Annotated in this window: 15 protein-coding genes; all 15 read right to left on the reverse strand. The window is 55.6% G+C overall.

What is annotated here, in order from left to right:
* Window positions 1-4: 4 nt before the first annotated feature.
* Window positions 5-1396, reverse strand: coding sequence for an ArsB/NhaD family transporter (locus BU251_RS06935; protein WP_128700324.1), 1392 nt, complete (start codon window positions 1394-1396; stop codon window positions 5-7).
* A 15-nt stretch (window positions 1397-1411) separates the two neighbouring features.
* A complete protein-coding gene (locus BU251_RS06940) occupies window positions 1412-2815 on the reverse strand; it encodes an ArsB/NhaD family transporter (RefSeq protein WP_128700325.1) in 1404 nt (467 codons plus the stop codon).
* Window positions 2812-3252, reverse strand: a complete 441-nt coding sequence (locus BU251_RS06945) for a CBS domain-containing protein (RefSeq protein ID WP_128700326.1) — start codon at window positions 3250-3252, stop codon at window positions 2812-2814. Before BU251_RS06945 ends, BU251_RS06940 begins: the two co-directional genes overlap by 4 nt.
* A 182-nt stretch (window positions 3253-3434) precedes the next feature.
* Window positions 3435-3989: a biotin transporter BioY gene (locus BU251_RS06950; protein WP_128700327.1), complete on the reverse strand. Its 555-nt coding sequence runs from the start codon at window positions 3987-3989 to the stop codon at window positions 3435-3437.
* A gap of 22 nt (window positions 3990-4011) precedes the next feature.
* Window positions 4012-4980: a lysophospholipid acyltransferase family protein gene (locus BU251_RS06955; protein WP_128700328.1), complete on the reverse strand. Its 969-nt coding sequence runs from the start codon at window positions 4978-4980 to the stop codon at window positions 4012-4014.
* 56 nt (window positions 4981-5036) lie between these two features.
* The gene (locus tag BU251_RS06960; RefSeq protein WP_128700329.1) at window positions 5037-5528 is read right to left on the reverse strand and encodes an adenosine-specific kinase; all 492 of its coding nucleotides are present in this window, start codon (window positions 5526-5528) and stop codon (window positions 5037-5039) included.
* A 249-nt stretch (window positions 5529-5777) separates the two neighbouring features.
* Window positions 5778-7106 (reverse strand): hypothetical protein, encoded by a 1329-nt coding sequence (locus BU251_RS06965; RefSeq protein ID WP_128700330.1) that lies wholly within the window; start codon window positions 7104-7106, stop codon window positions 5778-5780.
* Between the two features lie 345 nt (window positions 7107-7451).
* Window positions 7452-8651, reverse strand: a complete 1200-nt coding sequence (locus tag BU251_RS06970; RefSeq protein WP_128700331.1) for a tetratricopeptide repeat protein — start codon at window positions 8649-8651, stop codon at window positions 7452-7454.
* Between the two features lie 241 nt (window positions 8652-8892).
* Entirely contained in the window at window positions 8893-10389 is a 1497-nt protein-coding gene (lnt, locus tag BU251_RS06975) for an apolipoprotein N-acyltransferase (RefSeq protein WP_164908910.1), read from the reverse strand.
* 66 nt (window positions 10390-10455) lie between these two features.
* Window positions 10456-13305 carry a preprotein translocase subunit SecA gene (gene secA / locus BU251_RS06980; protein WP_128700333.1) on the reverse strand — a complete coding sequence of 950 codons (2850 nt, stop codon included), beginning with the start codon at window positions 13303-13305 and terminating at the stop codon, window positions 10456-10458.
* Window positions 13298-14371, reverse strand: a complete 1074-nt coding sequence (prfB, locus tag BU251_RS06985; RefSeq protein WP_128700334.1) for a peptide chain release factor 2 — start codon at window positions 14369-14371, stop codon at window positions 13298-13300. The genes secA and prfB overlap by 8 nt, the downstream gene beginning before the upstream one ends.
* A gap of 98 nt (window positions 14372-14469) precedes the next feature.
* Window positions 14470-15591, reverse strand: coding sequence for a type IV pilus twitching motility protein PilT (locus tag BU251_RS06990; protein ID WP_128700335.1), 1122 nt, complete (start codon window positions 15589-15591; stop codon window positions 14470-14472).
* A 150-nt stretch (window positions 15592-15741) separates the two neighbouring features.
* Window positions 15742-16041 (reverse strand): methylated-DNA--[protein]-cysteine S-methyltransferase, encoded by a 300-nt coding sequence (locus tag BU251_RS06995; protein WP_128700336.1) that lies wholly within the window; start codon window positions 16039-16041, stop codon window positions 15742-15744.
* Between the two features lie 125 nt (window positions 16042-16166).
* Window positions 16167-17417 (reverse strand): excinuclease ABC subunit UvrC, encoded by a 1251-nt coding sequence (locus BU251_RS07000; protein WP_128700337.1) that lies wholly within the window; start codon window positions 17415-17417, stop codon window positions 16167-16169.
* Window positions 17396-18970, reverse strand: coding sequence for a murein biosynthesis integral membrane protein MurJ (gene murJ, locus BU251_RS07005; protein WP_164908911.1), 1575 nt, complete (start codon window positions 18968-18970; stop codon window positions 17396-17398). Before murJ ends, BU251_RS07000 begins: the two co-directional genes overlap by 22 nt.
* Window positions 18971-18997 lie beyond the last annotated feature (27 nt).

The raw sequence follows: 18997 nt of genomic DNA on the forward strand, positions 1-18997 counted from the left end.
AGTCTTAGCCGAAGACCGGAAAAAACAAGAGAATCGCCCACACCAACCCTGTCGTGAGTAGGCCGATCACAAGGCCGATTTTGAGCCAATCCAAAAATCCGATCTTGATATGTTTCTCTTTTTCCAGGATGCCGATGGCGACGATGTTGGCCGTCGAACCGATCAAGGTGATGTTGCCGCCCAGACACCCCCCGAACAAAAGCGCCCACCAAAACGCCTCCATCCCCTTGCCCAGCGCATGAAAACTGTTGATGATGGGGATAAAGGCGACAACGATGACGACGTTGTCCATGATGCTGGAGCCGATGGACGAAAACCAAAGGATCAGGCCCAGGAGGACATCATGGCTGCCGCGCGCCAGATGGATCATCCCCTGCGCAAAGACATCGGTAGCGCCGGTGTGTTGAAGGGTGCCGGCCTGGGCGAAAAGGAACATAAAGAACAACAGCGACCACCACTCGACGTCTTTTTCGACGAATTCCCGCGCCTTGTGCCACTTCCAGATCATGATGAAAGCCGATATGATCAACGGGATCGTCAACAAAACCGCATTGTTTTCCAGATGGAAGAACAGCTCAATACGGTGGCTAACGGTGATCAGAAAGACCGTTAGTCCCAAGATAAAGAGGCTGATCTTAAGCTCACGCGCCAGGGGCACGGAGATCAGACGGATCAGGATCTCGTTGGCGCCGAGCTCCTTGATCTTTTTGTCGAACTCATTGAGTTTTTTCCTGTACCAGAAGTCGAAAACGATGATGGTCACAGCCAGGCAGACGACGGACAAAGGCAGGGCCTTCACCAGGAAATCCTCGGCGGTCAGGCTGGACTTGGTCGCGATCAGGATACCGATGGGATTACCCAGGACGGTCGCGGCCGAGCCGATGTTGGTCGTGAAGATCGAGATGATGACGTACGGCAGAGGGTCGACCTCGAAATAATCGCATATCTCCAGGATGGCCGCGACCATGAAGATAATGGAGACCACCTCACCCGTCGTCGCCGACAGCACCGCCGAAAAAAGCGATATGGCGATCACGAACTTCCTGGCCGTCAAGTTGCGCATCTTTAAGATCAACTCGACGACCCAGGCGAAGAAGCCGGCGTCTTTCATCAATCCGACGATGATCATCATGCCGACCAGAAAAAGAATCACTTCCAGCGAGCTGAACCTGACCAGGTGCTCGATATCGATGGTCCGGGTCAAGATCAGGATGGACGTCCCCAGAAAGGCGAAACTAAGGCGGAACTCCCAGAAAAAAAGCGTGCCGCAGATGGACGCCGTAAAAATCCCCAAAGACAGCGCCTGCGCATGACTCATGCCCGCCCGGCTGCTCACCGTACTGACCAGGATGGATGCGGCGATAAGCGTAAGAAATTTAATGAATGCCGTGCGCATGCAAGAACTCCGACGTCAAATCTTAAACGTGCAGCAATAATTCTTCAGCAACAACATGGCCCAGGCGACCATCGTCGTCACCAGACCGACGGTCAAGCCGATACCGAACCAGTCCCTGAACCTGATGCGGATGTTTTTTTCCTTTTCCAACAGGCCGATGGCCACGATGTTGGCCGTCGAGCCGATCAGGGTGATGTTGCCGCCGAAGCATCCGCCCAACAAAAGCGCCCACCAGAGCGGCGGCGCGCCGTAACCCAAAGTAAAAAAGCTCTTAATGATCGGCACGTAGGTGACGACGATGATGACATTGTCCAGAACGCTGGAACCGATGCTGGAGCTCCACAGGACGAACGCCAGGAGCCCTCCAGGGTTGTTTTTGGCAAAATCGGCGAACAGCCGCGCAAAGACGTCGGTCGTGCCGGTATGCCGTAGGGTCCCGGCCTGCGCAAAAAGGAGCATGAAGAACAAAAGCGTCCACCATTCGATGCCGCGCTCGACGTATTCGCGCGCCTTGTGCCGCTTCCAGACCATGATGACGCCGGCGGTGAGCATCGGCGCGATCAGAAGGATCGTGTTCTCGGTCAGGCCCAAGAGCACCTCCAAGCGCCGATGGAGGACGATCGTGACCATCATGACGCCGAAGATGGTCAACGACGACTTCAGGTGCCGGTCCATGGGCACGGAGATCAGCCTCAAAAGGATATCATCGGCCCTCATCTCGTCGATATGCCGGTCGAATTCCGTGATGGCGCGGTTGTACCAGCGAAAAACGATCAGGATCGTCACCAGAAGAGCGACGAGCGCAATAGGGAATGGCGTCAGGAGAAAATCCTCGAAGCTCATGTTCGCCTTGGTCGCGATCAGGATACCGATGGGGTTGCCCATGACCGTCGCGGCCGAACCGATATTGGTCGCCAAGACCGAAATGATAATGAACGGCGTCGGGGTTACCTCGTAATAATCACAGATCTCCAGGATCGCCGCGACCATGAAGATGATGGACGTCACTTCGTCCACGGCGCAGGCGAGCAGGCCCGAGATAACCATGACCAAAAACGTGAACTTCTTACCGGAAAGATTTTTGGCCCTGAGGATCAACGCGACCAGCCACGCGAAAAACCCGGCGTCCTTGAGCAGGCTGACGACGATCATCATCCCCGCCAAAAACAGGATCACGTCCAGGGACGTCAATTTCAGAAAACTGTCGAGGTCGATCGCCTTGGCGACCAGAAGCAGGCCGGACCCCAAAAATGCGAAACTGAGCCGGAACTCCCAGAAAAAAAGCGTCCCCATGATGGACGCGACGAAGATGGCGAGCGAAAGAGCCTGGTGCGCATTCAGGCCACAGGCGTGGCTCATGAGGCCCGAGGCCACGGAGACAAAAAGAAGACCGCCGAATTTGAGGACGATTTTTTTCATCCTTTAAGCAGCTGGTCCAGGACGTCGGAACGCGCCACAATCCCCTTGATCCTGTCTTCGGCATCGACAACAGGAACCCTGCGGACGTTCTGCGTCAGCATGATATGGGCCACCTCGCACACGGGGGCCTCTTCGGAAACCTTCACGACCTCTTTGCGCATCAGCTCGCCGACCTTGGCTCCGGCGAGCTTGGCCACCTTGCATTTGATGGTCTTGGGGCTGTTTTCGTAGACGAAACGGCCGACCTGCGAAACATAGCTAGGCAGGATAGCCCGCAGGATGTCTTTTTCCGTAAACATCCCGATGAGCCTGCCTTCACCGTCCACGACCGGCAGGCCGCTGATCTTATTTTCAAAAAGATGTTTGAGCGCTTCAACGGCGGGCGTATCGGATGAGAGCGTCCTGACTTCCCTGGTCATGATCTCGCTGATCTTCATACGACCTCCTCATTCTGCCTCTGGCAGAATGACTCCGATGCTTGCGCAATCAATTTTGTGAACGCCTTGGCCTGCCACCGGCGAGGCCGAGGCGCATGTGAACAAAATTGATGCGCGATTAAGCAAGGAGTACTCTACCAACTTCACTCCGCCTCTGGCGGGGTGACTCTATTCCAAACGATTTATCGTTTATAGAGCCTCACGCAGATCCATGCCGCGATCCACGCCTTCATCAGATCAGGCAAAATAAAAGGCATGCTTCCCAAAAAGAAAGCCTGCAAAGTCATCATACGCAAACCTGCCATCAGCCACAATGCGCCGCAGGCATGGATCACGACCATGCCGAATGCCATACAAATGAAATTCGCAACTACCGTCCTTAATGAGAATAAGTTGCGGACCTTGCTGATCATCCAGGCGGCAGCCAGGAAGCCCAAAAGATAACCGCCCGTCGGACCCAACAGATACGGGACTCCCCATCCGGCATTGGCAAAGAAGGGCGCGCCGAAAATGCCGATGGCGATGTAGGCGGCAACGGAAATAAAGGCCTCGACAGGACCCAAGAGGCCGCCGGCCAGAAAAATAACAAACGTCTGGAGCGTCACCGGGACAGGCGTAAAAAACAGGGGCAGTTTGATGAAAGACGAAAAACACAAAAGAACCGTCAGGCCGCCGATCTTCAGGGCGGAAACAGCCAAGGCGCTCTTTTTTGAAAGCATCATATCGAACGTCGTCATTTTTGATTCTCCTTATCGGTGTTTATGCTATATCTATATCAACATCGCCCGCTGCGGCAGCCATGGCCCCTTGTTTCTCCTCCTTGGGCCTGGCTTTCCAGCGTTTATGGATCCATCCCCATTCATGGGGATGCTGACGGATATATTTTTCGATCAAGGCCGTCAGCCGCTCAACTGCGTGCAAGAGCCGTTCACTCTTGGTGCCGCTCTCATCTACATGGATCGGCGGCTCGATCACGATACGATGCCGCGGGCCGCCAAGACGGTAAATGAACATGGGAACGATCGGCGCGCCCGTGCGCATGGAAAAGACGATGGGCCCCGTCGCTGTCGCGGCCTTGACGCCGAAGAAATCCACAAAGACGCCGCCGGTGCCGAAATTCTGGTCGAGCTGGACGAAAAGAACCTCATTGTCCCGCAGGACCTTAAGACTCTGGCTGACACACGTCTGGCGGGGCTGGGTGTAAATAGAACCGACGCGCATCAGGCGCCTCTTGTCCTCGAAAAGCTCGTCGAGCTTCTGGTCGCGCATATGTCTCATGACGGCGTTGACTTTGCACTCCTCCTGGGCCAGCCGCGACAAGAGCAGGGGAAAACTGCCGAAATGTGCGCTGATCGCGACAACCCCCTTGCCTTCAGCGAGGGCTTTTTTGAGATTGTCAATGCCCTCGATATCCACAAATTTTTTGATGCGTTCGGGGTGTTTCATGAACATGAAAAATTCAACAGCCAGGCAGGCCATTGAATTGAAGCATTCCCGGCAGATGCGGCGTATCTCCTGCGGCGTCTTGGTCTTGCCGAAGGCCATTGTCAAGCTCTCGATGGCGATCCGCCTATGTTTGACGGCAAACGCATAACCCGCCCAACCGAAAAAACGGCCGAAGGCATACAAAAGCCCAAGCGGCACGATGCCGCCGACAAAATCACAGAAGCCGATGACGACGCGGCCGGAGGAATAAGCCATCCAACGGCAGAATTCTTTACGAGTCATAAAAATTCCTTCTGACAACGAGTCCGGCAACCGGCATCATGGAGCCGTTGGAGACCTCATTGGATTTTATATCCGATCTTTCTTAGGAAATCCTTGCGCCAGCGGATGTCCGCCTCATCTTCAACGCCTTTCGGACACACCCCATCGATGACACCCATGATGCCGCGGCCGGCGGCGGTCTCCATGACGACCGCCTCAAGAGGATTGGCCGTCGCGGCAAAAATACCACAGACCTCCGGCACAGACTTGATGGCGTTCAGGACATTGATAGGAAAAGAACCGTCCAAAAAGATGATAAAGGAATGACCGCACCCCAGCTTCAGCGCGTTATCCACGGCCAGCCGCTTCATGGCTTCGTCCGAACCCTCGGCGCGCACCTTGCAGGCGCCCGACGCCTCGCAAAACGCAATGCCGCACTTGATGCCCGGCACCGATCCGATCAACGCCTCGTAGAGATCCTCGACGGTCTTGATGAAATGGGACTGTCCCAGGATCACATTGACCTGCTCGGGCTTCTCGATCTTGACAATCTCTATCTTAGGTTCCATAGGCCTTCTTTTCTGGAGCCCCACGGGCTCAGCCTGGCCTCAAGGCCAAGGGCAGGCCCGTGGTCCTTTTTGATTCGCCCGTGGGGCGACATCCCGCTCCGCCATGGTTTTGTCTGCAAGACAAAACCAATCCACGGGCCCAGCCTCGCCCGCCCAAGCGGGCAGGGAATTCTGGCAAACGGGATTAACCCGTTTACCCCGTTAGAGAACTCGTTCTTTAACGGGGTTTACCCACTAACCCGCAAACCGCTAATTCTCGTTGTTTTCAATCTGCTTGTCCTTACCTTCGCCTTTAAGCCTTTGTTGCGCCTTTTCCATCAGGCGTCTCGCCGTACCGGAGTAGATGGATCCGGTCGTGCTGCTTTCGGCCGCGATCAGAGACTCAAAGGTGGCGATCGCCTCCCCGTACTTCCTCTTGCCGTATTGATCAACACCCTTCAAAAAGAGCTCTTTATTGTCTTTGCGCGCCTGGTCCAACTGCTTGGCCGATTCCTTCTTGAGCGCCTTTTCCACGCGGACATCCTGTTTATGGTCTATGGCGTTTTGCCGGCGCTGAGCGGCCTCCGCCTGCTTTCTGGCCCGCTTCTGCTGAGCGGCTTCCATCTTGGCCTGCCGGCGCTCTTCAGCAGTTTCTTTTCCGGAAACCCCCTGGTTCTTCTCCAGGGCCTTGCGCACCCTGGCATCTATCTTGGCCTGACGCCGTTCTTCAACGGCCGCTTCCTTGGCGGCGCGCCGCTCCTTAACAGCCGCTTCCTTGGCGGCGCGGCGTTCTTCGGCGGCCGCTTTCTTGGCGGCGAGACGCTCCTCTTTTTCTTTCTTCTTCTCCGCTATGGCCTCAAGTTTTTCCTGGCGCCGCCGCTCTTTCTCGGCCAGCTTCTCCTGGCGCAGACGCATCTTCCTGTCAATGGGCTTTTCTATCTCACCTTCGGGTTTGGCCCGCGGCGTCGCTTCCACCTCGTAAGCCGCCAAATCCTGCTGAACGACCGCCTCATGGTCCGTCTTGTCTACCGGCCGGCGAGCGGCCTCGCGGGCAGCCTTGCGTGCGGCCGCCTTCTCCTTCTTCTCGTTTGCCCTGTCGATCTTGGCCTGTCTCCTAGCCGCCTTCAGCTTTTCTTTGTCCTGGATCTTCTTCTCGCGCTTCAATTGCTGCGATATCTTGATCTCACACTCTTCCCGATAATAAGACGCGTAGTCATCGATCGGCTTGATCTGAAGGATCTTGTTGCATACTTCGATCGCTTCCTGGTATTTATGCGCCGCGTAAAGCCGGCGGCTGTCCTGATAGAGCTGTTTGAGCTCGGCATTCTTGCTCGCCTTCGCCTCCACCTTCGTCTGGTTCTTCTGGATCAAATGAACCTTCTCCAGATAGATCTTGGCCTCCTCGTGGCCGGGTTCCATGCTCAGCGTCTTTTCAAATTCTTCGGCGGCGCGGTCATAGAGGCCGCGTTTATAGTATTTAACGCCGTTCTGGAAGTGGAGCTCGACGACAACCGGATCCGCCGCCTCCAGACGCATCGCCGAAAAAAGGAAAACCGCTAGCAATCCAACCAAGACCGTGAACCGAGAAAATGATTTCATTCCGAACTCCTTAATTTTGCCTATAACAGGGTAAGCTTTCCTTACAAAATGAACTCCGCACTTACGCAGAAAATTTCCGCCGGCCCGCCTTGGCGGAAATTTTCAAGTGCCCAAGTGCGGAGTCAACGTTTATTTCCTTAATTTTGCCTATAACAGGGTAAACTTTCCTTACAAAATTAGGCCCTCCGCTTATTCGGAATTGCGTAGGCCTACCCCCTTGTGGGGTTAACTCTGTGCCTGCGAAGGAAATTTCACGCCGGCTTGCCCTGGCGTGAAATTTACGAGCGCCTAGGCGCAGAGTAACGTTATTTTCCTTCATTTCGCCTATATCGAGGTTTTCTTCTTTTACGGCAAAATCGAGCGGCACCATTCGATCAGCCGCTCCGCCTTCTCGGCAAGAAAGATGGCTTCCGACCGCGTCAGGGGCCTGTCTTCATTTTCCATGAGATCTCTCATATTCAGGATCGCCCTCAACCGCAGGATGTTCTCTTCGGCATCCGTACGATTGACATGGTCCACCATCAGCCACACAATATTCTCATGTTCCGGATAAGCGCTTTTGATCCCGTAAAAATAAATCAAGAGCGCGTCACAATAATACAAAGATGCCTGGATGGCATTCAATCCCGCAGAATTCCAGCGACTGGTCCGCAAGGCATCTTTCATATTCTCGTAATAGGCAGCCGCTTTGTTCAAATAAATAGGGAATTCGATAAGCTCTGCCGGCACCCCGGGCTTGCCTGCAGAAACCTCTTCTTTCTTGCGCCGCCACTTCTCCGTCTCCGCATCGAGCTTCCTGGCTTTCTTGGCAAGCTTCGCCTCGGCGAGATACCCCTGCTTCTCCTCTTCCAGGATCGCCTCCTGCCGGCTCAACTGCCGCTCTTTTTTTCTGATCATCTCGTCGAGGTCCGCGCGACTCTGGGCCTTCTCCTCCAGGAATGTATCCATGTCCTCCTGGGCGGAGATATCTTCCTTCATGTAGGCGACCTCCTTCTCCATCCCCATCACTTCTTCGGCGCGCTTCCTGGGTCCGTAGATAGAAGAATCCTTCTTGGCCTTGGGGCCCAGCGCCTGCTCGCAAAGCTCGGCATAATAAAGGGCGAATTTATCGCTTGGGTTCTGGTCCAGAATGGCCTTGAATGCCTCCAGGGCCCGGTCGTAATCGTGTTTTTCGTAATACATCTTTCCCAGAAAATACAGATCGACGCCCTTGGCCTCGTAGGACGAATTATCCTTGGGCAAAAGCAGGTCTTCACGGTACTGCTCCAGATGGGTCATGGAATCCGTGATGTATCTCTGCGTGTTCTTATAATAAGGGTCTATGGAAGATACCGTCCTGAATTCATTCAGGGCGTCTTCAAAGCGGCCGGCCTCGTAATTCACGACGCCGCGGAAGTAATGCACAGCCAACTCCCGGCGGACATCCGCATCATCCGGCTTTGCCGCCCGAACTATGCCTGAAAACGCCAGAAAGAGTCCGGTCATCAGCAAGACGGCTATTTTGAAGGTGTCTCTCAACTCCGCCTCCTTCAATGAGCGTACCATTTACGGAACCATGTGAACGTAAATGGTATGCGCGAATTGAACCCAGCACTAATTTTACTGACAACCTTTTACAACCATAGGCGTATACCAAGAAACAGGCGTATATTCCCATGCTTCTGGCTCGTAGGTAAAATTGGTGCTGGGTCGAATTCCGGCAGATAACTTAGCAGCGCTCCGCTCGCTAACCCAGAAAGGGTAGGCCTTCCTTATACCATATAAAGGAAGGGCCTAAGTCATGCCGTCATTTCGACCTCCGCCACACTATCATACCAAAAATTATGAAGCTGACAACGATAATCAACGCATCGCCGACGTGCGTATACAGGCTCGTTCGACGGGTCGCGCCGATGACCGCCGCGGCCTCGCCGCAGACAAATGTCTCTTTGCCGCCGGCATCTCTGACGTCGGCGACAGGGCGGCCGGCATCGTCGATGACGCAGGAGACGCCCGTATTGGCCGCCCGCACGACATACACCCTGTTCTCGACAGCCCTCAGCACCGACGCCTGCATATGCTGATAGGGACTCGATGTGTCCCCGAACCAGGCATCATTCGTCATGTTCACAAGAAAATCGGCGCCCCGGACAACGAACGCCCGGCTCAATTCAGGGAAGATATCTTCAAAACAGACGAGAACGCCGAACCGTAATCCTTGACAGCCGGCGGCGGGCACGGAAAACAGGTGAAAATCATCGCCGGGCGTAAAATCCTCGATCGGCACGACATCTTCCAGAAAATGCAGATAGCGGCGGGTCGGGAGATATTCGCCGAACGGGACCAGGTGCAATTTGTCATGGACCATCTCCAGGCGCCCCTGCGCATCATAAAGGAGGGCGCTGTTGTAATAACGCATGTTCTCAAGCCGGACCGCGCCGATCACAAGCGGCACATGCAACTCAGCGGCCAAATCGCTCAATTCACGATCATTCACGCCGGGATCAAGATAATCCGCAAAAGATGTTTCCGGCCAGACGACCAGCCCCGGTTCTTCCTTCAAGACCGCCAACTCGCTCAGAAGGGCATGCTTGCGGAAAATCCCGTCGCTGAAACGCTCCACCCATTTGATCTCCTGGGGAATATTCCCCTGGATGACGGCCACGCGGAGCGGGCATGCCTCGACGGGAGACTGGGATATCCTCCAGAGACCATAAGAAAACCACATGACGATCACGGCGGCAGGAACAAGGAACCGTTTCGAACGCAGGGGCAAGGCTCCCGGCGCCGCCAGTCCTTCAAAAATGAAAACATTCACAAAGACGAGGAGGAACGAAAGGCCCCAGCTGCCGAAGAGGTCGGCGACCTGGAGGGCGATGACGACAGGTGTCTGCGTATAGCTCAAAAGCGCCCAGGGGAAACCCGTAAACAGGTGCGCCCTCACGTATTCCAGGGCGACCCAGACGGCCGGCGCAAACACCAGACGCATGCCGAAGGAAAAATAGCGGCGGCTATAGGCCCATGCCAGGCAGAAGACGGCCGGATACAAAGCCAGGTAGGCGCACAAGACAAGCATACCGGTGACCGTCACATGGATCAGCCAAAAAAGGAGCGCGACATTATAGACATAACCGGCACCAAGACCCATGAAAAAAACCTGCGCCGTATCCCTGCGCTCGAGAGAAAAAAAGAGCGGCACGAAGGCGACCCAGGCCAACAGCCAGATCCCCGGCCTGGGAAACGATAGCCGCAGAAGGGCGGCGCTCAACAACGCCAACAGCCACGGCGTCCATTTCGATTTCATGAAATCCTCTTGCCAGCGCGAAAAAAACATGTCCCTCCCATCACGCCAGAAACAAATCCGTCAACTTCAACCGTTGGCGCCGCAGCACTTCTTGTATTTCTTCCCGCTGCCGCAAGGACACGGGTCGTTGCGGCCGACCTTGGGACCTTCATGCCGGACTGTCCTGGAAGGGGCGGGCGCCTCCTCACCGACTGCCCCGCCCTCATCCTCCTGCGACATGCGCACCTGCGCGCTTGTCGCTGATAAACCGCCGAACTCCCTGTGTTCCGTCTTCTGGGGTAAGGAGGTAAAGACCCCCCTGAGTTCTTCTTTTTGCTCAAGGATCTGCATGCGGAAGACGAGTTCCACAACCTCATCTTTGATACGTTCCATCATCTCGATGAACATGTTGTAGGCTTCTTTCTGATATTCGATCAGGGGATCGCGCGCGCCGTAGGCCCTCAGGCCGATACCCTCCTTGAGGCAGTCCATGCCATAAAGATGGTCCTTCCAGCGGCTGTCGATCACGTGAAGCATGACCATGCGCTGCATCGGTTCAAGCTTGTCTGCGCCAACTTCCTGTTCCTTCTTCTCCCAAACCTCCTGGACCTTGGCCGCCAGTTCTTCTCTGACGCCGGCGGGATCCAGGGCGGCGAGCTCCTCGGGATTGACGGCGATGCCGGGACCGAATTTCTGTTTCAGCCACGCATCCAGGCCGGCCCAGTTCCAATCCTGAGGCATCTGTCCTTCCGGGCAGTAGGCGGGAATATTCCGTCCAATACAATCCCCTATCATTTCATAAAGGAAATCCTTGAGGGCCGCGGCGCCGCCTTCCAGGATCAAGCGACGTTCGCTATAGACGACCTCTCTCTGTTTGTTCATGACGTCGTCGTATTCCAACAGGTGCTTGCGAATCTCGAAGTTGTAGGCCTCGACGCGGCGTTGGGCGTCCTCAATGCGCCGCGTGATGAAGATGTTCTCGATGACCATCCCGTCTTCGACGCCCATCTTGTCCATGATGCCGATGAGACGGTCTGAACCGAAGAGCCGCATGAGGTCGTCTTCGAAAGAAACATAAAACCGCGACGACCCCGGGTCGCCCTGGCGGCCCGAGCGGCCGCGCAGCTGGTTGTCGATACGCCTGGCCTCATGACGCTCGGTGCCGATGACATGCAGGCCGCCAGCTTCAACGACGCGGTCATGCTCCTTCTGGGCCTCTTCCCTGAGTTTCGCGTAAATCTTTTCGTATTCTTCCCTGTAGGCGTCCGTATGCGGCTCTATCTTCTGGGCCGCGAGGATGTTTCTGGTCATGTTCTGCGGATTGCCGCCCAAAAGAATGTCCGTGCCGCGGCCGGCCATGTTGGTCGCGATGGTCACAGCCTTGTGGCGGCCCGCCTGGGCGACGATCTGCGCCTCCATCTCGTGGTATTTGGCATTCAGGACATTGTGCGGGATGCCGATTTTTTTGAGCATGCTGGAAAGCGTCTCGGATTTTTCGATGGAAATGGTGCCGACAAGGACAGGCTGCCCCTTGGCATAGCAGGTCTTGATATCTTCGACGACGGCGTTAAACTTCTCGCGGGCGGACTTAAAGACCGCGTCGGAATAGTTGGTGCGCGACAGCGGCCGGTTCGTCGGGATCACGACGACATCGAGCTTGTAGATCTGCTTGAACTCGTTGGCCTCGGTGAAAGCGGTGCCGGTCATGCCGGCGAGCTTATCATAGATCCTGAAATAATTCTGCAGCGTGATCGTGGCCAACGTCTGGTTCTCGCGCTCGATACGCAGGTTCTCCTTGGCCTCCACGGCCTGGTGCATGCCGTCGGACCACCGGCGGCCCGGCATGAGGCGCCCCGTGAATTCGTCGACGATGATGACCTTGCCGTCTTTGACGACGTAATCCACGTCCCGCTTGAAAAGGTCGTGCGCCTTGATCGCCTGGATGATATGATGGGCCCATTCGCCGGAAAGATCGTCATAGAGGCTCTTGACCCCCAGAAGCTCCTCGCATTTGGCCATGCCGCTTTCCGTCAGGTTGACGGTATGGTTCTTTTCATCGACGACGGCATCATAACCCGCCGAAAGGTCCTCCCCTTTGTATTTGGCGTCTATCTCGTCTTTTTCAAGGATCAGGCGCCGCTTCAGCCCGGGGATGATGCGGTTGATGGTGTAATATTTGTCGACCGAGTCGTCGGTGGGGCCGGAAATGATGAGGGGGGTCCTCGCCTCATCGATCAGGATGGAATCCACCTCGTCGACAATGGCGTAATGAAGCGGCCTCTGGACCATCTGCCGGGGGTGCGTCACCATGTTGTCGCGCAGATAATCAAACCCGAATTCGTTGTTCGTGCCGTAGGTGATATCGCAGTTGTAGGCGGAAATCTTTTCCTCGAAAGGCTGATCGTGCTGGATGACCCCGACGGAAAGACCCAGGAATTCATAGATCGGCCCCATCCACTCGCGGTCGCGCCGGGCCAGGTAGTCATTGACGGTCACGACGTGGACGCCGAGACCGGCAAGGGCATTGAGATACACCGGCAGGGTTGCGACGAGGGTTTTGCCTTCGCCCGTCGCCATCTCGGCGATGCCGCCGCGGTGCAGAACGATGCCGCCGATCAGCTGCACATCGAAATGGCGCAGGCCGATGGTGCGCACGGACGCTTCGCGCACGACGGCGAACGCCTCGGGCAGGATCTCATCCAGGATATCCCGGAGGATCTTTTTCTTCGGCTCGCCTTCCGCCTCTGCGTAGCCGGCGGCGCGCATCTGGTCGGTGATCCTCTTTTTGAAAGCCGCAGTTTTGGCCTTCAGTCCGGCATCCGGCAGCGCCTTCATCTGCGGCTCAAGGACATTGATCTCCTCGACGACCAAAGAGAGCGTACGCAGCATGCGCTCATTCTGGGTGCCAATGATCTTTGAAAGGATAAAATTAATCACGTCTTGTCTTCATGTCCCGCAGGTAAATCTCGATGAACGGGTCGAGCTTCCCGTCGAGGACGCCGTTGGCGTCACCCGTCTCGTAGTCCGTGCGATGGTCCTTGACCAAGTTATAGGGGTGCAGGACATACGAACGGATCTGCGAACCCCATTCGATCTTCCTCTTCTCCTGGTGTTCCCGGGACATCTTTTCGTCTTGTTCCCTGCGCTTGAGTGCGTAGAGCCGGGACTTAAGGATCCCCAGGGCCACCTGTTTGTTCTGGTGCTGGGAACGTTCGTTCTGGCACTGCGCAACGGTACCGGTCGGCAGATGCGTGATCCGAACGGCCGAATCCGTCGTGTTGACGTGCTGGCCGCCCTTGCCTCCGGCGCGGTAGACGTCGATCCGCAGGTCCTCGGGCCTGATGTCCACTTCGACATCGCCTTCAAATTCCGGGATCACATCGACGGACGCAAACGACGTATGGCGCCGCTTGTTGGCGTCGAAAGGCGAGATCCTCACCAGGCGGTGGACGCCCACCTCCGGCCGCAAATATCCGTAGGCGTATGCGCCGCGCACGATCACAGTCACGTTCTTGGTTCCCGCCTCTTCCCCGGGCAGGATGTCCGTCACCGTCACCTCAAAGCCGTGCCCCTGGGCCCAGCGCGTGTACATGCGCAAAAGCATCGACACCCAGTCGCAGGACTCCGTGCCGCCGGCCCCGGCATTGATGCTGACGATCGCGTTGTTGGCGTCGTATTCGCCGCTGAAAAGCGTAAGAAATTCGAGACGATCCAGCTCTTCTTTCAGGGCATTGAGATCAACATCAAGATGGACCAGGAAATCCTCTCCCTCATCTCCGGAAATATGGAACAGCTCTGATGTTTCCTTGAGGCGGCGCTCGAGCTTATGCCAGGACTCCGAGATATTCTTGAGGGCCTTGAGGTTCCGGACGACATGATTCGCTGCCGAGGGATTCTGCCAGAAAGCCTCATCCGTCATCTTCGCCTGCAGCTCGGCGATCTGACGGTCTTTGTCATCGATGTCAAAGATACCCCCGGAGTCTTTCGAGGGTTTCCTGGACAAGCGTTATCTTTTGTGCAATATCTTCACGCATCTGTCAAACTCACCTCTGTCCTTACATTTAGTTATAAACGAAGACTTATTTTAACGCATAGCCCGCTTCACATCAACCTCTTAATGCCTTTTATTTCCAGATCCAGGTCTTCGCGGCTGTCGGCATACTTATAGGCCTCCTCGACTCCGATTTTGCCTTCTTTGACGAGCTTGGCCAAAGACTGCTTGAAGCTCTGCATACCGAACAAGGCGCCCTCTTCCAGAAAACGGGTAATGTCGGCAAAAGCGCCTTCGCGCAGGAGACGGCTGATGGTCGGCGTCAAGAGCATCGTCTCGCAGGCGGGGATGCGGCCGGAACCATCGGCGCGCGGCACCAGGCGCAGAGAGACAACACCTTTAAGCAAAAACGACAGTTGCATGCGGATCTCCGCATGCTGGTGCGGCGGGAAGAAATTCAGGATGCGCTGAGCGGTCTGGGCGGCGTTAACCGTGTGCACGGTGCTCAAGACAAGGATGCCCATTTCCGCGGCGTTGAGGGCGGCGGACATCGTGTCGAGGTCGCGGATCGTACCGATAAAAATGACGTCAGGGCTCTGCAGCGTCACCTGCCTTAAAGCAACGGGATAAGACGAAACATCCAGGCCAAGTTCCCTCTGGTTGATGACGCTCTTGTTGTCCGTAAAGGTAAATTCAATAGGGTCTTCGACGGTCAAGACGTGTCTCGCCTGGGTCGTATTCATGTATTCGATCATGCTGGCGATCGTCGTGGATTTGCCGTGGCCCGCCGGGCCCGTCAAAAGGATCAACCCACGCCTCTCTTGGGAGAGACGCTCCAAGACGTCTTTGGGAAGATTGAGAGCGTCGAAATCCGGGACGGCTTTTTTAATGCGGCGCATGACGATCGACGGTACACCGCGCTGCATGAAGATGCTGACGCGAAAACGGTCCAATCCGCAAGGGGCGGGCCTCCCTGTTCCGCTTAGGGAAGGACCCAGACCTTCGGCATCCATGGCAAAATCCGTATCGAAGACATTCTGGAGCATCTTTTTGTGGGTCTCATCCGCAATTTCGGCAACAATGTGCTGAAGATCTGCGGCCCCCAGGACCGGTATATCCGTCAAAGGGACCAACTCTCCATAGATACGCAGGTAGGGAACGTTGTCGACCTTGAGAAAAACATCCGAGGCATCCCGATCGCACATCACCCTTAAGACATCCCTGATCTTCATGGTCCCCCCTTGAAAAAGTATTCAGTAGCCGGTAAAAAACCAAAAAAGTCTTTAAAATCTTGTATTTAAAATGAGAGGGTGATTCTTGAGGTTGTGTAGAAATATTTTATTCTTCCCATTTCTTTTTTTGTCTTCTTCTTTTACTGACGACTATCTACTCACTACCATTGACTTCTTGGCCCTGCTGAATTTTCTTTCTTGCTTAAGAAGCCTCAATTTTTTGACAAGGCCGCCCCTGAACCCTCCGAGCGACCCATCGGAAGAAATCACGCGGTGGCACGGCACAAAGGGCGCATAGGGATTTTTATTCAGCGCATTTCCCACGGCGCGGCTGCTCTTGGGTGAGCCGATGCGCCGCGCGATCCAGGCATAAGACCTGGTTTCACCCAGCGGGATCTCCATGGTCGCCGCATAAACTGCTTTTTGAAAAGGAGTCAGTTTCTGGCGCATTTTTAAAACTCCAATATCGAATTTCCAACGACCAATCAATCTCTAATGCTTCAAGGCCTGAACTTTGTCGTCGGTTCTTTGGTCATTTATTCGTCATTCGGATTTTGCCACTGGTCATTCGCCTGTTATTCTTCCATCATCTTCTTCTTTCTCAGCAGAATGTGATATTTTCTGGCGAAGCGGTGCGCCTCGTCGCGGACCGCCTGGATCAGCCGCAGGACAGGACTGGAGCGTTCCAACGCCAGCGGCTTCGGACGCATACCAGTATAAATCAATTCCTCCTCTTTGGCGATAGCAATGATGGGAAGCGCAGGCCCCCATTCCCGTAAGGCCCCCCTGGCGGCCGCCAGGTGGCCGGCGCCGCCGTCGATAACAACAAGATCAGGCAGGCTCAGGTGTTCCTCCAGGAGCCGCCGATACCTGCGGCCGACGACCTCGCGAATCATGGCATAATCGTCGATCCCGACGACAGCCCTGATGCGGAAACGGCGGTAATTGTCCTTGTCCGGCCGGCCTTCAAAAAAAGACACCATGGACCCCACGGCCTCTCCCCCTGCGGTATTGGAAACATCGAAGGCTTCGATCCGGCGGGGCTCTCTCTTCAATCCCAGCCGTATCCAGTCGTCCTCCTTCTGCGGCCCCCGGAGCGGACTTTTTCTCAGGGAAACAAGGATGCTTAACGCCTCCAGCTGGTCGCGCAGTTTCGCCGCCTCCTCGAAACGCTCGCGGGCCACAAGCGCCTGCATGCGCCGCGAAAGCCCCTCAATCAGTTCCGTGTCTTTCTGGGTCAGAAAATCCTCCAGCGACCGGATGATCGTCCGATAACGCCTGCGGCCGATCCTGCCCTGGCAGGGACCGGGGCACAACCCCAGATCAAAATTCAGGCAGGGTTTTTTGGGAAACCTGCGGCAGCTGCAGAACGGAAAACTCCTGCGCAGGATCTTGAGCGCCCGACGCAAAAGAGACGCGCTCGTATAAGGGCCGAAAAGATCCGCCTCGTCCATCAGGCGGCCGCGCCTGCGGCCGATAAAAACACGAGGGAAAGTTTCGCGCGTCACGACGATATACGGATAGCTCTTGTCGTCTTTTAAGCTGATATTGAACCGAGGCTGGTATTTCTTGATGAGCTCGGCTTCGAGAAGCAGCGCCTCTCGTTCCGTCGGCACCTGCCGATACGAAATGTCTTCCACATAGGACATCATGACGTCCGTCTTCAGGCCGGCACCGGCGGCGGGGGGACAGCGGTTAAAATAGGACGCCACTCTTTTTTTGAGCGAAACCGCCTTGCCGACATAAATGATCTCGCCGGCGCGGTCTTTCATGAAATAGACGCCCGGGGAATCCGGAAAACTTCTTATTTTTTCCTTATCAACCATATCGCAAGCCTTTTAAGTTCGCCGACGCCGAGCAGCCACAACAATCCCGCGTAGACCACACAGGCCACAAGGACTGACGCGCACAGAGAAACGAGGGTGGCGCGGGAAGCAAAAACATTCTGCCAGATAAAGAATGCGGCGGCCGCGCATCCCGCAGAAGCCGCCAGAACGCGCACGAACAGTCCTTCCAGGAGAGGACGGATCCTGTACCCCGTGCGCCGCCTGACATGCCGATACAAAAGATAAAAATTTAAAAATGCAGAGATGCTGCTGGCCAGAGCGAGCCCCGCGATCTTCATGCCGAAGACGAAAATGAAAAGTGCATTCAGGACAACATTGGAAACCAGTGCGGCCGCGGACGTCTTCACCGGCGTCAGCGTATCCTGGAGCGCATAGAAAAAATGTGACAGAAACCGCACCCCCACATACGACACAAGACCCAGACCGTAAAAGAAAAGCGCCGTCGTCGTGATCGAGGCGGAATAGGCCCCGAAACTGCCGCGCTCAAAGACCGCCGTCACCACCGGACCGGCAAAAACCAGGATCCCAACCGCCACAGGCAACATCGCCAATAGGAGACTCTTGAGACAGACATCCAGGGTCTGGTTCATGGCGGCGGCATCCTTACGCGCTGCGTGGGCGGACATTTGAGGGAGCGCGGCATTCGAGACGGCGACGCCGAAAATGGCAAAAGGGAACTGGATGATCCTGTTGGCGTAATAGATGGCCGCGATCGCCCCCTCGCCGGCATAGGTGGACAACGAAGCAAAAATCGTATCTATGAAAATATTCATCTGATAGATACTCGTGCCGACGAGGCGCGGAACGATCAGGCGGCCCACCTTGACAACGCCTTCCTCTTTCCAGAAACGCGTCGTCTCCGGCTGCCATCGCAGGGATACGCCGCGGCGCATGAGAGACGGCATCTGCATGGCGACCTGAGCGGTCCCTCCTAAAAGCGTAGCCAAGGCCAAGAGGTAAATCTGGAAAAAACTATCCTGTCTGATAAAAAGCGCCAGGCAGGCGATCAAGACGCAATTAAAGACAACGGGAGAGGCCGCCGGGACGGCAAACGATTTCATGGCGTTGGCGACAGACATCAAATACGCCGAAACAACCACAAGGACAAGGTAGGGAAAAAGGATCTGCGTCAGACGGATGGTCAGATGGAGCTTGGCGGGGTCTGTTGCAAAGCCAGGCGCGACCACATGTATCAAGGGATCGGCCAAAATGATCCCCGAGACCGCAATGATCAAAGAAATGGACAAAACGAGCGTAAAAAGGCTGTTGACAAGCCTCTGGAAGTGCTGCCGGCTCCTGACGGCCAGGTATTCGCAAAAAACAGGCACAAAAGCGGCATTCCCCGCCCCCTCCCCCAGGATGTCCCGGAACATATTCGGGATGCGGAAGGCGACGAAAAAAGCCTGGGCCGCCGGCCCTGTCCCGAAAACACCCGCGATCAAGACATCACGCACAAATCCCGTGATACGGGAGATAATCGTCATCGCACTGATGGCGGCGGCTGATTTGAATATCGTCTTGTGTTCACTCATGGCCTTGACAGCGCCCAACGGCGTTTT

It is taken from the genome of Candidatus Velamenicoccus archaeovorus, assembly GCF_004102945.1.
Taxonomy (GTDB): domain Bacteria; phylum Omnitrophota; class Gorgyraeia; order Velamenicoccales; family Velamenicoccaceae; genus Velamenicoccus; species Velamenicoccus archaeovorus.

Bases quoted from the DNA above. Each gene is read 5' to 3' on its own strand.
- BU251_RS06970 (WP_128700331.1), bottom strand. From the start codon at position 8,651: ATGGTACGCTCATTGAAGGAGGCGGAGTTGAGAGACACCTTCAAAATA.
- BU251_RS06935 (WP_128700324.1), bottom strand. From the start codon at position 1,396: ATGCGCACGGCATTCATTAAATTTCTTACGCTTATCGCCGCATCCATC.
- BU251_RS06990 (WP_128700335.1), bottom strand. From the start codon at position 15,591: ATGAAGATCAGGGATGTCTTAAGGGTGATGTGCGATCGGGATGCCTCG.
- BU251_RS06960 (WP_128700329.1), bottom strand. From the start codon at position 5,528: ATGGAACCTAAGATAGAGATTGTCAAGATCGAGAAGCCCGAGCAGGTC.
- murJ (WP_164908911.1), bottom strand. From the start codon at position 18,970: ATGAGTGAACACAAGACGATATTCAAATCAGCCGCCGCCATCAGTGCG.
- BU251_RS06955 (WP_128700328.1), bottom strand. From the start codon at position 4,980: ATGACTCGTAAAGAATTCTGCCGTTGGATGGCTTATTCCTCCGGCCGC.
- BU251_RS06995 (WP_128700336.1), bottom strand. From the start codon at position 16,041: ATGCGCCAGAAACTGACTCCTTTTCAAAAAGCAGTTTATGCGGCGACC.
- BU251_RS06940 (WP_128700325.1), bottom strand. From the start codon at position 2,815: ATGAAAAAAATCGTCCTCAAATTCGGCGGTCTTCTTTTTGTCTCCGTG.
- BU251_RS06965 (WP_128700330.1), bottom strand. From the start codon at position 7,106: ATGAAATCATTTTCTCGGTTCACGGTCTTGGTTGGATTGCTAGCGGTT.
- BU251_RS07000 (WP_128700337.1), bottom strand. From the start codon at position 17,417: ATGGTTGATAAGGAAAAAATAAGAAGTTTTCCGGATTCCCCGGGCGTC.
- lnt (WP_164908910.1), bottom strand. From the start codon at position 10,389: ATGAAATCGAAATGGACGCCGTGGCTGTTGGCGTTGTTGAGCGCCGCC.
- BU251_RS06945 (WP_128700326.1), bottom strand. From the start codon at position 3,252: ATGAAGATCAGCGAGATCATGACCAGGGAAGTCAGGACGCTCTCATCC.
- BU251_RS06950 (WP_128700327.1), bottom strand. From the start codon at position 3,989: ATGACGACGTTCGATATGATGCTTTCAAAAAAGAGCGCCTTGGCTGTT.